The organism is Shewanella colwelliana ATCC 39565 (assembly GCF_000518705.1).
Taxonomy (GTDB): domain Bacteria; phylum Pseudomonadota; class Gammaproteobacteria; order Enterobacterales; family Shewanellaceae; genus Shewanella; species Shewanella colwelliana.
Map to the genome: position 1 here is coordinate 401,646 of NZ_JAEC01000004.1, position 14,227 is coordinate 415,872.

A 14,227-nucleotide genomic window follows, 5' to 3' on the forward strand; every position below is an offset into this window, starting at 1 on the left:
CATTGCTCTTATTCTGGGTTAACCCTGTTTATCTCGGGCAAATGTTAGCGTGACAACGGTGCCACCTTTCGGATTATCATCAAACTGGATATCCCCGCGATAATGGCCCTTGATCAATCGCTCCGCAATATAGATCCCCATCCCGGTTCCCTCCGTTTTGGTAGTCACATGAGGTTGCATCAATTTATGTTTTAACTCATCAGGGATCCCCTTGCCCGTATCCCTCACCACAATCACATGTTGATCATCTTCTTGAGTCAAGGTGACATCAATGGTGCCTGAATCAGGAGTCGCTTCAACAGCGTTAATCAGCACAGCATGGACGATACTGCGGATTTCAGACTCTGCACCTGCCACCACCAAGTTCTCTCCCGGTTTAACATTTGGCATAACGAAAGAAATCACAGGTTTACTGCCATTAATTGATAGCTCTAACAAGATATCTTGAATGATGGCATTCAATGGCACTTGATGTGTTCTGTCCACTTGAGTACTTGAGAGTGTTAGTAATGATTGAATGCTTTTGTCCATCATTACAATTTTTTGCTGTATTTGACTAAGCATACGCTGCAACTCCTCGCTTGATTGAGCATGGGTTGCGGCTTCTGACAATAAGCCCACCGTATGCAGCGGGTTACGTAAGCTGTGGGCAATCCCCCGCGTCACCTCTCCCAATTCTGCAAGCTGTTGTTGTTGAGCCATCATGCTCTCTTTTTCACTCAGCTGTTCAAGCTGTCGGCTCATCTTATTAAAACCCGAAAAAATCGCCTTTAGCTCTTTAACGCCTTTCTCCTCCACTTGAAAGCCCAACTCTCCGCTCCCTAGTTTTTGATGGCCCTGTGCCAGTTTACTCAGCGGCGCACTGATATAGTGACTAAGCAAGTACGTCAGGATCAGTGCCACTAAAGAAGTGATTAAAATCAAAGCGAGCATAGACTCGTTGAACTCCTCAAGCTGCTCATTAGCTCCAGTACTTGGTAACTTAAGGTCTTTAATCACACTGAAAGACAGTTTGCCTAACGCTGGTGCGCTTGGTGCCTCAATGATGGCAATGTTGCCATCTTCCAACCAACGATTACTGTCAATCTGTATTTGACTCACCGCCTCATTCAACCGTTGCTGATAAGCCATTGCAGCCTCACGCCGAGCTTCTACGATACTGGCACGTTGTTGTTGCTCAAAAACGCGCTCCTTCTGTGCCATCTCGTTAAGCTGAGCCTTTAGCTCCTTCTCCTTAACCTGCAAAGCTTGATGTAACTTTTGTCGTGCCTGCCCACTCAAACTGTCACCGTCTTGTGTTTCAAGCAGCATCACTTCTTGGCTGAGTTCGCTGATCGCTTGGGTTATTTCGCCAATTTCATTGTTAAAACCATGCCCAAACTCTTCAACATCATCCACAGCATCGTGTATAGTGTCGTGCTCAAACTCAACAACGAAATCCTGTTCATTGCCAACGTTCTCAATCAACACTTTAACTAGGTTTTGCGATAACGTCTTAGAGCTCTGACTTAATTCGCTTTGCAGCTCCTCTTTTATTCCTTGAGAGATCATAAGCTGCATAAGCCCGAGCAAAATAATCAAAGCACCAAAAAGTAGAAATAGATAACGTTTAATCGACATACAATCCCCAAAAACTGTTGCACACACTCACTAGGTTTACTCACTCGAGTATCAAACCCGCGAGTCACTGTGAAATATCACTACAAGATTAGTACCAAGTTGTAATTCCATTGATTCAACCACTTACGTTAGCACAGTTTTTATAGATTTCCTTAAATGGGGAATTCACTCCTCATTTGCGGTTAAATGCGAATAGAAGTAATCCCAATAAAAACTAAAAAAGATTAATAAAAACAGTATTTTAAATAATTGGCACAATTCTCGCTCTATCCATATACATCCACATTCCATCCGCTTGACTGATCCGCAGTTAAATGGAGAAATGAGAAAACAAAGGAAGCGCTATGAAAATTTTGCCTATGTCGACACTAATCTGTACCGGACTGCTCTCATATTCACTATTGGCTGCACCAATTATGGTGCACCAAATTGAGCTCAATGAACCCCAAGGTGTCACTAAAGTCAGTCGCGATGAAAATGAGCTCACCCAAGTAACAGTGATGATAGACGGTGAACAACAGGAATTTACGTTTACCCCTGACGAACTCAACGATCCAGAAGTCATCAATCAACATCTGAGTCAATTGCCAGCCGCACAGCAGCAAAGGTTAGCCAAACTGCTTAGTCGACTCGACCTAAATCATGGTGATGTAAGGACCCTGAGTAAAAATGCATTCAGTGCCGAAATGCAAGAAAAGCTCACTAAACTGCGTGAGCAGATGCAGCATAAAGAGATTCAGCTAGCCGTTGTCGCCAAGGAGATGAAAGCTAAAAGTGCTGATCTAGCGGCTAAAAGCACAGAAATACAGATGAAAGCCGCCGAAATTCTCGAAAACACACACAGCAAAGAGACGCAGGAAAAGCTAGCTAGATTGCACAGTAAAGAGATGCTATTGGCAAAAGTCGCACATGATATGGAAGCTAAGGCTGCCGAAATCGAAATCCACTTCGAGACCCATGGTAATAATTTTGATGAAAACATCACGCTCATCACTGACGATATCACTGCATTAGCCAATGAAATTGTTGAACTTGAGATGGGGGCGCTTGGTCTGGATATTGACGTCGACGTTAATGACGCTCGCGGCAACCACTTTATCGTTGTCAACCAAGACTCGAACACCTACAGTACAGAACAGATCATCGAACTCATTAAATCAGCAGAGTTAAGTGATGATGATAAGCTTCGTATTGAAACATTACTAAGTAAACCATCGTCAAAATAAGCAGAAGAAATATTACGCTTTGATGATGTAGTCACAAAAAGTGTGAACACGCCGATAGAATGCGCCTTAAGCAAAGTGTACTCTCCAGATCAATAATCTATTTGGAGATACCCTATGTGGTGGCGCATTCTCACTATTTTCTTGGCCTTTGCTTTGCTCGGGGCGCACTTTTTAAGGTATGGACAAACCCTCCTATGTGCACTCTTTGTTGTTGCCCCCATTTTGCTCATCTTTAGACATAGATTTGTCGCACACTTTCTTCAAATGGTTCTGCTTCTTAGTGCAGTATTTGTTTGGGGACTCAGCGGATATGATTATGTGCAGATACGTATTGCCATGGATGCGCCTTGGCTTAGACTGAGCCTCATCATGTCAGCCGTGACAATGTTCACCATCGGCGCATCGATATGTTGCCATGGCATACAAAAGCGCCGTGCACAGCAAAACTAATGACTCAAATTAAACTAGGTGGTTAGGCCTGGTTTTATGATGACAATTTAAGTAATACACGAGCGCCCATGGGCGATACTATCCTCGACTTGACGAGCCACTAATTTTCTCGCCGAAAAATCAATAACCACATTAAGCAAAGCCGTTACCGCTAATAGGTAAAGGGCATTGCTGTAGCGAATTTCAGCAAAGGCACTGTCGATATAAAATCCAATAGTTGCTACACCTAGAATGCCAAATATTGCCGTTTCCCTTAGCATCACCTCAAAGCGATAAAACAGTAATCCCATCAAATTAGGGTATACCCGAGTTAAAATTTCATAGGCAAAAAAATCAGCCCGTTTTTTATAGGTTGCACTCGGAGTGATCCCCTGCTCTTGTTTAACCAACAAAAATGCGATCAATGCACCATTGTGCAAGGCCAATGCAATGATGGCCGGCAACATCGATGGCCCAATCAATAACATCAATACAAAAGCTAAAATATATTCGGGAATTGAACGCAATACGAGTAATCCCAATTGCCCGGCGACAGCGCGATATTTACTACCACTATGCTGACTCGCTACAAGATGGGCAATTAGCGCGACAAGATGACTCAAACCTAGTGCCGACAACGCTAATATCACAGTGGCGAACACCCCGGGTAACGCTTGATTAATAGTGATAGAAGCCAACCATTGATAAAATTGATTCAGCCCATCACTAAGTTCCATTTGAGTATAAATAACCCCTTGTATACCTGGCGGCAGCAGATCATAGAAGACAAACCGCCACAGTAAGCCGCCATCTATAATGCCAATATCAGGAATAGTCCATAGCGCCGCCAATAGATACACTGGAATCAGGTTTTTTTTAGCCCATAAGCTAATCGTGCCGATGAGTAATATGAACAACATCAATAGCGCAGCACCTTCACTATACTGCCCTTGGCGAAATGCTGTCTCGAGATAAAAGCCCAAGGTTGGCATACCGATAAAGCCAAGTACGGCGCTGCTGCGGAGTGCGCACTCAAATCGATACCGAATGTAAGCCAGCATTAACGGGTAAACGTGACCCAGTCGGCCATAAACGTAACGGCTGAGGGGGTCGGTATTAAAGGGCAGCCCCCGTTCAGTCGTGGACGGCGATTGAGCCAAAATATCATGAAACACCCTTGCAAAGGTTGCGCCGTAGGGTAATCCAATCGCTAATATTCCAGTTAACGGTGATAAGCCAAAAATTTGTAGAAACAACAAGGCCCAAAAGAGTTCATGAACTCCTCGAACCATAGCACAACTAGCGGCGACAAACGGATGTTGATAAACCAAGGCTAATGGGCCACCGAGCACGATGCCAAAAGCCACACCCAATAAGGCAAAGTTAACGGTTTGCCAGAGGGCTGAAAGTAAAAATTCAGTGGCGAAGAAGTCTGGAGAAATAACCCCTAGTGCCAATCGGCTTAGTTCCGCCCACGGATCGACACTGATGACTTCAATATCGGCAAACAGCAGGGCGACTAACGCCAATAGCCACAGTTGTGCAGTCAATCGCTGCCAGGGCCCAAAGAAACGCACTTTATCCCCCATTATCGGAAACTGAGCCAACCTTACGGTCAAAAAATGCGATTAAATGTTCAGGCTGAAGTATTTGTGATGGGGCATCCAGTGCAATTTCGCCATCTTGCAACCCGACAATACGGTCGAAATAGTTCAATGCCATTTGGCAATCATGTAGCACCATAATCACTGTTGGATGTCGGCTAAGCACTTGAGCAATCAACTGCTGCGCCATCACAGGATCAAGTGATGAAAATGACTCGTCACCAATAAAAGTTGATTGTTGTTGATACAATGCCCGCGCAAGCGCAACCCGCTGCCGCTGTCCGCCAGAGAGTTCGCTAACTGTTTTATTCAGGGCGACATCGAGCAGCAATGCGCTGCAAAGTTCACTCACCTCATTGATGCGATGGGTTTGTGGCCTAATGAGGTTTAGCAGATTGTAGCCAAAGTGGTGACGGGCAAGCGCACCCATATAGACGTTATGGAAGACGCTTAACGCATCAACTAATCCTTGAGATTGTGCACAATAAGCAGCCTGAGAGTTAAGCTGAGTATAGATATGGGCTAGTAGCGTAGACTTACCTACACCCGACGCGCCGACAATCGCAACTTTTTCACCTTGCTCAATGCTCAATGAAAGGTCTTTAATGACCTTCCTATCGCCGTAACTGAGTGTTAAAGCTTCTAATCTCAGCACGATTAATCGAGTAAGCCAATAGCAATGGCCACCGATTCAATCGGTTCATAATCTTGGTTTTCCGCCTCAACAAAAGAGAGACGAGGAAAGCTGGCGAGTAATTCTGGGTCTTTCATATTCAATAAGGCGGCTTTCAACTTAGCTTCAAATCCTGAGCCAAATGTCTGTTCAACACCATGACGAACTGTCCACTGATAGTCCGGATAAGCTGGCGTTTCCCAGATAACCCTTACTTTGCTGGTATCAACTAACCCTTTTTCAACGGCACTTTCCCACACCTTATAATTCACAGCCCCAATTTGATAAGCGCCAGCTTCGACTTGAGCAATTGTGCGGCTATGATCGCCCGAAAAACCAATACGAGAGAATATCTCTTTTGCTTGTTTTCCGATGTTGCGTTCAATAAAAAACTGCGGCATCAAACGCCCAGAGGTTGAGCCTTTAGAGCCGAAGGTAAAAGTGTAGCCATTTAGGTTAGGGAAATTACTCGACGCCACCAATTCCACCGAATGGTGGGCGATAAAAAAGCTTTTGAAAAATTGGTCTTCATAACCTTGAGCAATGGCATCAGAGCCTGGCACCAATCGTCTTGCTTGCACGCCTGATAAACCGCCAAACCAAGCCAGCTGCACTTGATTATTACGAAATGCTGTGACTGCTGCAGCATAGGACTTAACCGGGACATACTTAACGTCAACGCCCAACTCCTGCTCTAAGTAGCGCGCAACCTTATTAAACCGTGTCTGCAATTGGCTTTCATTCTCATCGGGAATGGCAGTAAAAGTAAAGGTTTGTGCACAGACTGTCGGCACAAGTATAAAAGACAACAGCAACAAGCTAATACGGCTAAATAACATTTTGTAAATCCGATATTTAAAATTAACGCGATTTTAACCTTTAGTGCACTAAATTCATAGGCGAAACGGCTAAGAAAACCAAGTTGATAATGAAGGGATTCAATAGGCTTAAACATAAGTCAGCACTCATTAAGCTAACTTGATATAAACTAAGTTCTTTATCGCAGCATCACTTAGTTGGCACAGATACTATAACTGGTTAAACTGAGTAAAATCATTTAGAAGGCAAACTGTAATGAGAATTTTAGTTGTAGAAGACGATCCCATTCTGTCACATCACCTACAAGTTCAATTGTCGGAATTGGGCAATCAAGTCCAAGTTGCTCTGACCGCAAAAGAGGGATTTTATCAAGCCACTAACTATCCCATCGACGTTGCCATTGTCGACTTAGGTCTGCCAGATCAAGATGGTATGACACTGATCCAAAACCTCAGAAAAGCCGAGCTTAAAGCCCCCATTCTCATTCTTACTGCACGCGTAAATTGGCAAGATAAGGTCGAAGGCTTAAACGCCGGAGCCGATGACTATTTGGTAAAGCCGTTTCAAAAAGAGGAGTTAGTTGCACGTCTTGATGCATTAGTTAGGCGCAGCGCTGGCTTTGTTAAACCACAGATAACAAGTGGGCCACTAGAGATCGATCTTGCCGCCAAACAAGTTTCTTTGAACAGTGAACCCATGGAAGTCACTGCTTTCGAGTATCTAATTTTAGAGTACCTGATGCGCCACTGTCACGAAGTCGTCGCCAAACAAAGGCTGCTTGATGTGATATACGGTGATAAAGAGGGTGACCCAAACACCATTGAAGTCATGGTCAGCAGACTGCGTAAAAAACTCTCTAAAGGGGGATTAGATAATTCAATCGCCACCATTCGCGGCCAAGGTTACAAGTTCAATTTGCCATGCAGCTAAATTTTAAACCCAAAAAACGTCTGCTCATGCGGATGTTTATCACCTCGCTATCCATTATCGCCTTAGTGGGTATTGGATTAGCTTGGCTAGTCAACGTGCTATATGCACAGAATAGCTACAACGAGGAAACCGCTAAGCTCATTGCCGAAATCCCTAGCGTCGCAGCAGAACTAAAAGAACACAATCTAATTCCCGATACCAGTGAGTGGTTGGATGAAAATAACACCCCAGAGCGATATATTATTGCCAGTTGCAATGAGACCTTCTCTCAAGTGTGGACATCATCAATGGCAGTCGAAAGAGGTCTGTTTGATACCTGTGAACGTTTTAATGACATTAGACATGATACACCGCCCTACCACCTCACTCTTGCCGATAGTAAAAACTATTTCGTCTACCTTTTAGCCGTCGAAATTGCTCACAACAAATACAACTTACTCGTCATGAAAGATGCCGATAAGCTGGAACAAGAGCTGAATAAGTTCAGCCGCAGAACCTACTGGCGACTCTCTGGAGTTCTCGCGTTGGCCTTTGTACTGCTTGTCAGTGCCGCCTATTGGGGAATGCGTCCCTTAGTGCGTATGCGCAATGAACTAGAACAAGTAAGCAGTGGCAAGGCTAAATCACTTTCTGAAGATTATCCGGTAGAACTAGAAGGTGTGACTCAGGCCCTTAACCAACTATTAGTTCAGTCAGGTGCGCAGCAAGAGCGATATCAAAACGCAATGAATGACCTAGCCCATAGCCTAAAAACTCGTCTAGCGGCCGTGCACGCCATCACAGATGACGCGAGTTTAACCAAGCATAGTGCCAGCGAGAAAATCATGGATCAAGTGAGCCAAATGGACCAGTTGGTAAAATATCAACTTAAGCGAGCCATGTTAGGTAGAAAAGGACTTAAACAAGAGCAAACTCCTGTAGCACCGCTAATTGAACAGTTGTCACAGATGCTGTTTAAAGTTTATCGAGATAAACAGGTAAACTTTTCCGCAGACATCCCAACTGCCCATGTATTCCCTGGCGATCAAGGCGATCTAATGGAGTTATGCGGTAACTTAATGGAAAATGCTTTCAAAATGTGTATCAGCCAAGTCGCCGTTAGCGCCTACTATAACGACAACAGTGAATTTGTCCTGATTGTGGAGGATGATGGCCCTGGCGTTGCACAAAATATTCGTCAGCGGATTATAGAGCGGGGCGTTCGAGCCGACACACAAAAAGCAGGACAAGGTATCGGCCTGGCCGTCTGCAACGAGATTGTTATCAGTTATGGCGGACAATTATTGATAGAAACCTCCGAGCTTGAAGGCGCTAAATTCATTATCCGCATCCCAATATAAGGTCAACCTACCGGAGCATAAAGCTTTTCAGCTCGATTAAACATCACCCATGACGTGGCGATATATTTATCACCACTAATGGGGGTGTTTCCCCGATGACTGTGCGTAAATCCAGCAGGCGCTATTACCATTGTGCCTTTTTGGGGCTTCACTTTGCGCTGCTGGTAAAAAAATTCCGTCTCTCCGCCCTCTTCGACATCATTGAGGTAATACATATACAAGACTACGCGATGCAAAGCTTCATTATGCCCAAGTTGTGGAAACTGCTCTGAATGCCAATGAGGATAACCGCCCTTACCTTGTTCATATTGTTGAATATTGATCGAACCACTACGATAAAGATACTGCACCAATGGCGCTACACGATGTCGCCCTAAAGAATCAAAGTTATCAGGCGTTAGTGTTTTAGGTTGACCCTCGTCATCGGCAAGGGTGACCGCCACAGCTCCCATCACACCCATAGAATATTTCTCAAAATAACGCGCGCTCTGTTTTAGCGTATAATTAAGAAGCTCGTTTTTAAGCGGCGCAAGCTCCGGAAAATTATCCATCGTAATGTCACGGCTGATTTTCTTTTCTCGATCAACGCCATGGCCTGTTTGCCCGTCAATAACACCTTGATGAGAATTAAACATTGCGATTAAACGGTCACACAATTCATCAGGTATAGCATTAGGGTAAACTTCGATAAAATCCATACATAGCTCTCTAATTTGACTATTTTTTAATGCATCTATGCTGACACACAGCTTAAGTAATTGTAAAGCCGCCGAGTTCATATAAAATAGTCGTCACATATAGGTAAACATAAGTTCACATGAGCAAAAGCTGTAAGATTCGGGTCACACAACTCCAAATCGGTAACTTTGTTAGATTGCCCGTTTCATGGAAAGATCACCCCTTTCTATTTAACTCTTTTCGCATCAAACAAGAGGCACAAATTGAACTCATTAAAAACTTAGGTATCGAGTTCGTATTTGTTGATCTGGAAAAAAGCAGTACCCCACCATTAGCCAAAGACGCAGTGAGCGAAACGCCAACCCAAAAAGGTGCAGACTTAACCGCATTAACTGTCGAGATGAATAAAGACAAGCTCGAACGTATCGAACATCTTAAAAAATTACGTCGCGATCTTCAGAAAACTGAACAGCAGTTCGACCGCTCCATCGCTATGATGCGCAGCCTAATCACTAAACTGCGTAATCGACCACTCAATGCGATAAACGATGCGAAAGAGCTGATCCATAACATTACCGACCAACTGCTTAATTCTGAAAATTTGGTGCTGCATTTAATGGGGGATGCTAAAGACAGCGAAGGGATCTATTACCACTCACTAAACGTAGCGGTATTGTCTATGTTAGTGGCCAAAGAACTTGGATGGGAGCGCGACGGTATTGAAGCCGTGGGTCTTGGAGCGCTATTCCACGATACTGGAAAGCTTAAAATCCCTACGCAGCTAATGCGAAAAAAAACGCCCTTAACCCCGCCTGAAGCAAATTTTATTAAGCAGCACCCTACAATGGGCGTAGATCTACTGAAACTAGCCGATAACTTTCCAACAGATGCAATCTCCATCGTCAGAGACCACCATGAATACCTTGATGGCAGCGGTTATCCCAAAGGGCTAAAAGGCGACGCCATAAGTGTTCCAGCACAACTGGTTGCAGCGGTAAATCTCTACGATAAGCTCTGCCACCCCGAAGGAGCCGAAAAAGCTCGAACTCCCTATGCAGCGTTGGGTTACCTGTATAAGAACTTTAAAGACAAACTCAATAATGAGGCAATAGGCAAGCTAATAAAAATGCTTGGCATCTACCCACCGGGCAGTGTCGTCGAGCTTTCTAGTGGCCAATTTGCCATGGTGATGGCCGTCAATTTAGATAAAATCTTATTACCACGGATCTTAGTTTACGATGCGTTGGTGCCAAAAGAGCAAGCGCCGATTGTTGATTTAGAAACTGAAGGTCTGACGATTGTTCGCTGCATTTCACCTGCAGCCTTACCAGAGAAAATCTTTAAATACCTAAGCCCGCGAGAACGAGTCAGTTACTTCTTTGGTGGAAACCAAAAGGCTTAGCAGTCTGCTAAGCCTTTCACTGAACAATTGATAAATCCCCGACAAAACACTATAGCCAGCCTTTGCGTTTGAAAAACAGATAGGTTGATGCGGCGCTACCAATCATCATCAATATCGCCATGGGATAACCCCACTGCCACTCCAGCTCAGGCATATTCGTAAAGTTCATCCCATAGGCACTCGCTATCACCGTTGGGGGTAAGAATATTACTGCGGCGACCGAAAATATCTTAATGATCTTATTTTGCTGCAGCCCACTGAAGCCCATCGCTGCATCAAGCAAGAAGTTCAACTTATCGAAAATAAACTGACTATGAGGCATCAAAGACTCGATATCTGACAACATCTCTCGAAGATCTTTCAGATCGTCATCAGTTAGTTTACCTCGGTAGTATCGTTGCATATAACGCAGCGAACGTTGGGTATCGAGCAAACTTAATCGGATTTTACCGTTGGAATCTTCCTGTAACGTGATCAGCTTAAACACATCATCAAGCTCATCATTGTCAAAGACCTGTTCACCAACATTATCAAGAACTGAGTACACATCCTCAATTAAATCAGATAGGTAATCCACTTTAAGATTAAACAGTTCCAAAAACAGTGCTTGAGGTGTCGATACTTGAATCCGACCTAAACGCAGATAGTTTCTTAGCAAACGAATTAGCCCAACGTCATCCTCTCTTAAGGTCACTAGAAACTGCTGCCTTAAGTTAAAAGAGATGTTTACGCCCTTGACGTCTTGTCCAACACGTTGCGGAAACAACGAGTTAATATGTAAACCATCTCTATTTTGATAAAAACGTGCAGAAGCCTCAATCTCATTGATATCTTCCTCTTCAGGTAACTCTTCTGAAGAGTACCCCCTCAACCACTCTCGTTCATCATCTTCAGGTTTAAAAAGGTCAAGCCATAACGTCCCCATAGGCACGGTATCTTGAATTCCCAACTCGACAATAGACAACTTACTATCTTGGTAGACATAAGCAGTGATCATAAGACCTCCTGAAAAAACACTGAGATGAAATGACAACACATCAAAGCGCAGGGCAAAAAACGGCTAATTCTAACCTATAACAATCAGTTGAAAAACAGAAACTCCTTACAAATATCAATTAATCATTTAGCAATAAGCAATGATGACCTTTTTTATACATCTGTGGGCTAAGCGTCAATAATCCAATAGCAAGTTCGCAACAGCCCCAAATAAATACACTACCTTATTGGCACCGAGGCAATTATTACGCGCTCTTGGTTGGATAAGCGAATATTAATTCCATCTACCGTAGTGATTTCATCTGCTTTAATGTCCCGTTTATAAACCTGATAGACAGCGCTACTTTCTGCGATTGGGGAGACAATTGTAACCTCAACAATCTTAGCGCCATCTTGCCAAGACCAATACCAATAACCGGCACTTGCAAGCAATGAGACAGACACCAACCCAAAAAGCACATAACGCATAATCATACGTTGACCCAGTTGCGCTGCCGTTTCTTTTTCACGAGTAGCCGATGGCTTACGAATATAAAAAAGTGCTCCCGCAATCACTAATAGAGTGACGAGTATTTTTGTTAGCACACTATTCTCCACAATAGATATTAATGAAATTATATCTCCAAAAATCAATGATTACTGTTACAAAGCGCCCAGCTAGCGGAAAAACACCACCTAACCCTATCGAGCATTGTTCAAACCTCAACGAGAATGTTATAAAACTCTATAATAAATTTAATCTAGATCCTATAACGGTAATGTTATGAACCTAATAAAATTGCTCGCGCTTACCACAGTCCTTTTTGTCAATCCTGCGTTAGCAAAAATCGAGCTTATCCTCCCCAACAGCACTGAAAGTTTAGCCATTAATGGTAAAGCTACCGATGAACGTGAGTTATCGATAGAAAATGGTACTGTGCAGTTATTGTTTAAATATAACGCTAACTACAGATCCCAAGGCCAGCAGGTACGATTCACCTCTCAAGCCACCATTCTGACCTTTGAGGGCAAAGACAGTCGTTATCAAATCGAAATGCCACCAATAAACTCACAAAGAGACGCCGACAAATTCAATCAACAACCTTGGCTCACCATAAAAAATGCCAGTGGTGACCTCGTTGACTACAAAATTGATATTCTCGTTAAAGAGGGCTTACAGATTGGACGAGACTATACTGGAGAATTAGAGACTTACAATACCAACAATGGCATTGCAGCTATCGCACTTCTCCCCCCGTTAAAACAACAGCCCAAAATCATGACATTCGACAACCAGCAAGCACATATAGAAAAGACTGAAAAACCGCTATCAGCAGAGCCTCCTCAACCGGATCAAATTAATATAGGCCAAATGCTAGATTTCTGGTACAGCCAAGCAGACGAGGCGACAAGAAAAGCATTTAAAGAGAAAATTAACCAGTAGACATAAACATTAAACAAAAACCAATGTGTCACTAAACCGGGGGAGTTAGGCACAGGGGCGAATGCCTGAAACGCATGGGTCCCATTTCTGGCCAAGCTCTGTAACGAGACGACATAGCAGAAGACATCGAGGCAACATTGCGCACACTTGCTTAAGTCAATAAGCCGCCAGTCCTCCTCGCGGGCTAGCTTGCACTAATAATCTATTATTAAAAAATGCCAAAGTCAGGACAATTTTTACCAGCTCCAGCATCAAGCTGCGCTTGATAAACACGGATGCTTCACCCAAACGTCAATAGGGGCAGTCTTGAATGCGGAGCATTCAGATACTTTGTCGCGAAAGGTGACATTGTCGCCGAACTGAAGGGCCACACTTCGTTAGCAGCTTAGGGCTGCACATGAAGTCATCCTTCACGCGACCGACACGAATATTGGAAGTCACATAAATTAGCTGGTTCAATTTAGGTGAGCGTATATACGAAAAAAGCCCTAGCGTTTTGTGCTAAGGCTTTTCGTGTATTAGGCGCCTGGAAATGACCTACTCTTGTAGTTCGCGCAGCGAACACATGGGGGCGAAGAAGCTCCGCTATGAATGCAACGCATTCAGGAGCTAAGTCGCGCAAGTAACTTGTTACGAAGCTGGAGAGCCCGCTTAGCGGCGGGGTGACGTCGGGGGCATGTGGTTTCGCGAAGCGCATATACGAAAAAGCCCTAGCGTTTGTGCTAGGGCTTTTCGTGTATTTGGCGCCTGGAAATGACCTACTCTCACATGGGGAGACCCCACACTACCATCGGCGCGATTGCGTTTCACTTCTGAGTTCGGGATGGGATCAGGTGGGGCCACAATGCTATGGTTTCCAGACAAATTCTTACTGGTTAATTGTCCGTCTGATGGCATTGTTTCCTCGCTACAGTGCTCATGTACTAAAGTACACTCCGCGCTTCGCTCGTTACGGCTTTCTCAGCCAAACAATTACCTGCGTAATTAACCAAAATTATAAATTTAGAAAGCTGTTTTAAAATTGAGTCACACTAAATCAAGTGTCTGTATTCTTTCGCTAAAGTTAACCATTAACTGAAACCCTTTT

Annotated in this window: 13 protein-coding genes and 1 rRNA gene; 6 read left to right on the forward strand and 8 right to left on the reverse strand. The window is 43.9% G+C overall.

Annotated features, from left to right (window positions below):
- Window positions 1-18: 18 nt before the first annotated feature.
- Complete coding sequence (locus L876_RS0101870) at window positions 19-1,620, reverse strand: sensor histidine kinase (protein ID WP_028762237.1); 1,602 nt, start codon at window positions 1,618-1,620, stop codon at window positions 19-21.
- A gap of 344 nt (window positions 1,621-1,964) precedes the next feature.
- On the opposite strand from L876_RS0101870, the gene L876_RS0101875 reads away from it, so the two are divergent.
- Together L876_RS0101875 and L876_RS0101880 are read left to right on the forward strand one after the other, a co-directional pair.
- Window positions 1,965-2,846 (forward strand): hypothetical protein, encoded by an 882-nt coding sequence (locus L876_RS0101875; protein ID WP_028762238.1) that lies wholly within the window; start codon window positions 1,965-1,967, stop codon window positions 2,844-2,846.
- A gap of 114 nt (window positions 2,847-2,960) precedes the next feature.
- The gene (locus L876_RS0101880) at window positions 2,961-3,296 is read left to right on the forward strand and encodes a hypothetical protein (RefSeq protein ID WP_028762239.1); all 336 of its coding nucleotides are present in this window, start codon (window positions 2,961-2,963) and stop codon (window positions 3,294-3,296) included.
- A 47-nt stretch (window positions 3,297-3,343) separates the two neighbouring features.
- On the opposite strand, the gene L876_RS0101885 is transcribed toward L876_RS0101880, so the two are convergent.
- From L876_RS0101885 to L876_RS0101895, 3 genes are all read right to left on the reverse strand, one after another.
- Window positions 3,344-4,852 (reverse strand): PhnE/PtxC family ABC transporter permease, encoded by a 1,509-nt coding sequence (locus L876_RS0101885; RefSeq protein ID WP_345939958.1) that lies wholly within the window; start codon window positions 4,850-4,852, stop codon window positions 3,344-3,346.
- Window position 4,853: 1 nt separating this feature from the next.
- Window positions 4,854-5,471: an ATP-binding cassette domain-containing protein gene (locus L876_RS0101890; protein ID WP_245687025.1), complete on the reverse strand. Its 618-nt coding sequence runs from the start codon at window positions 5,469-5,471 to the stop codon at window positions 4,854-4,856.
- Window positions 5,472-5,536: 65 nt separating this feature from the next.
- Entirely contained in the window at window positions 5,537-6,391 is an 855-nt protein-coding gene (locus L876_RS0101895; protein ID WP_028762242.1) for a putative selenate ABC transporter substrate-binding protein, read from the reverse strand.
- A 235-nt stretch (window positions 6,392-6,626) separates the two neighbouring features.
- On the opposite strand from L876_RS0101895, the gene L876_RS0101900 reads away from it, so the two are divergent.
- Both L876_RS0101900 and L876_RS0101905 read left to right on the forward strand, forming a co-directional pair.
- Entirely contained in the window at window positions 6,627-7,301 is a 675-nt protein-coding gene (locus tag L876_RS0101900; protein WP_028762243.1) for a response regulator, read from the forward strand.
- Complete coding sequence (locus L876_RS0101905) at window positions 7,292-8,641, forward strand: ATP-binding protein (protein ID WP_028762244.1); 1,350 nt, start codon at window positions 7,292-7,294, stop codon at window positions 8,639-8,641. The genes L876_RS0101900 and L876_RS0101905 overlap by 10 nt, the downstream gene beginning before the upstream one ends.
- 2 nt (window positions 8,642-8,643) lie before the next feature.
- Here L876_RS0101905 and L876_RS0101910 read toward each other — a convergent pair whose 3' ends face one another.
- Complete coding sequence (locus L876_RS0101910) at window positions 8,644-9,339, reverse strand: 2OG-Fe(II) oxygenase (protein WP_028762245.1); 696 nt, start codon at window positions 9,337-9,339, stop codon at window positions 8,644-8,646.
- 119 nt (window positions 9,340-9,458) lie between these two features.
- Here L876_RS0101910 and L876_RS0101915 point away from each other — a divergent pair, with 119 nt between their 5' ends.
- The gene (locus tag L876_RS0101915) at window positions 9,459-10,721 is read left to right on the forward strand and encodes a cyclic di-GMP phosphodiesterase (RefSeq protein WP_028762246.1); all 1,263 of its coding nucleotides are present in this window, start codon (window positions 9,459-9,461) and stop codon (window positions 10,719-10,721) included.
- A 49-nt stretch (window positions 10,722-10,770) separates the two neighbouring features.
- Here the strand turns inward: L876_RS0101915 and corA are convergent, their stop codons facing one another.
- Both corA and L876_RS0101925 read right to left on the reverse strand, forming a co-directional pair.
- Window positions 10,771-11,718 carry a magnesium/cobalt transporter CorA gene (gene corA, locus L876_RS0101920; protein ID WP_028762247.1) on the reverse strand — a complete coding sequence of 316 codons (948 nt, stop codon included), beginning with the start codon at window positions 11,716-11,718 and terminating at the stop codon, window positions 10,771-10,773.
- 218 nt (window positions 11,719-11,936) lie between these two features.
- Entirely contained in the window at window positions 11,937-12,302 is a 366-nt protein-coding gene (locus tag L876_RS0101925) for a hypothetical protein (protein ID WP_028762248.1), read from the reverse strand.
- 178 nt (window positions 12,303-12,480) lie between these two features.
- On the opposite strand from L876_RS0101925, the gene L876_RS0101930 reads away from it, so the two are divergent.
- Window positions 12,481-13,140, forward strand: coding sequence for a YccT family protein (locus L876_RS0101930; RefSeq protein ID WP_037427732.1), 660 nt, complete (start codon window positions 12,481-12,483; stop codon window positions 13,138-13,140).
- A 745-nt stretch (window positions 13,141-13,885) separates the two neighbouring features.
- Here the strand turns inward: L876_RS0101930 and rrf are convergent.
- A 5S ribosomal RNA gene (gene rrf, locus L876_RS0101935) occupies window positions 13,886-14,001 on the reverse strand.
- Between the last annotated feature and the right edge of the window lie 226 nt (window positions 14,002-14,227).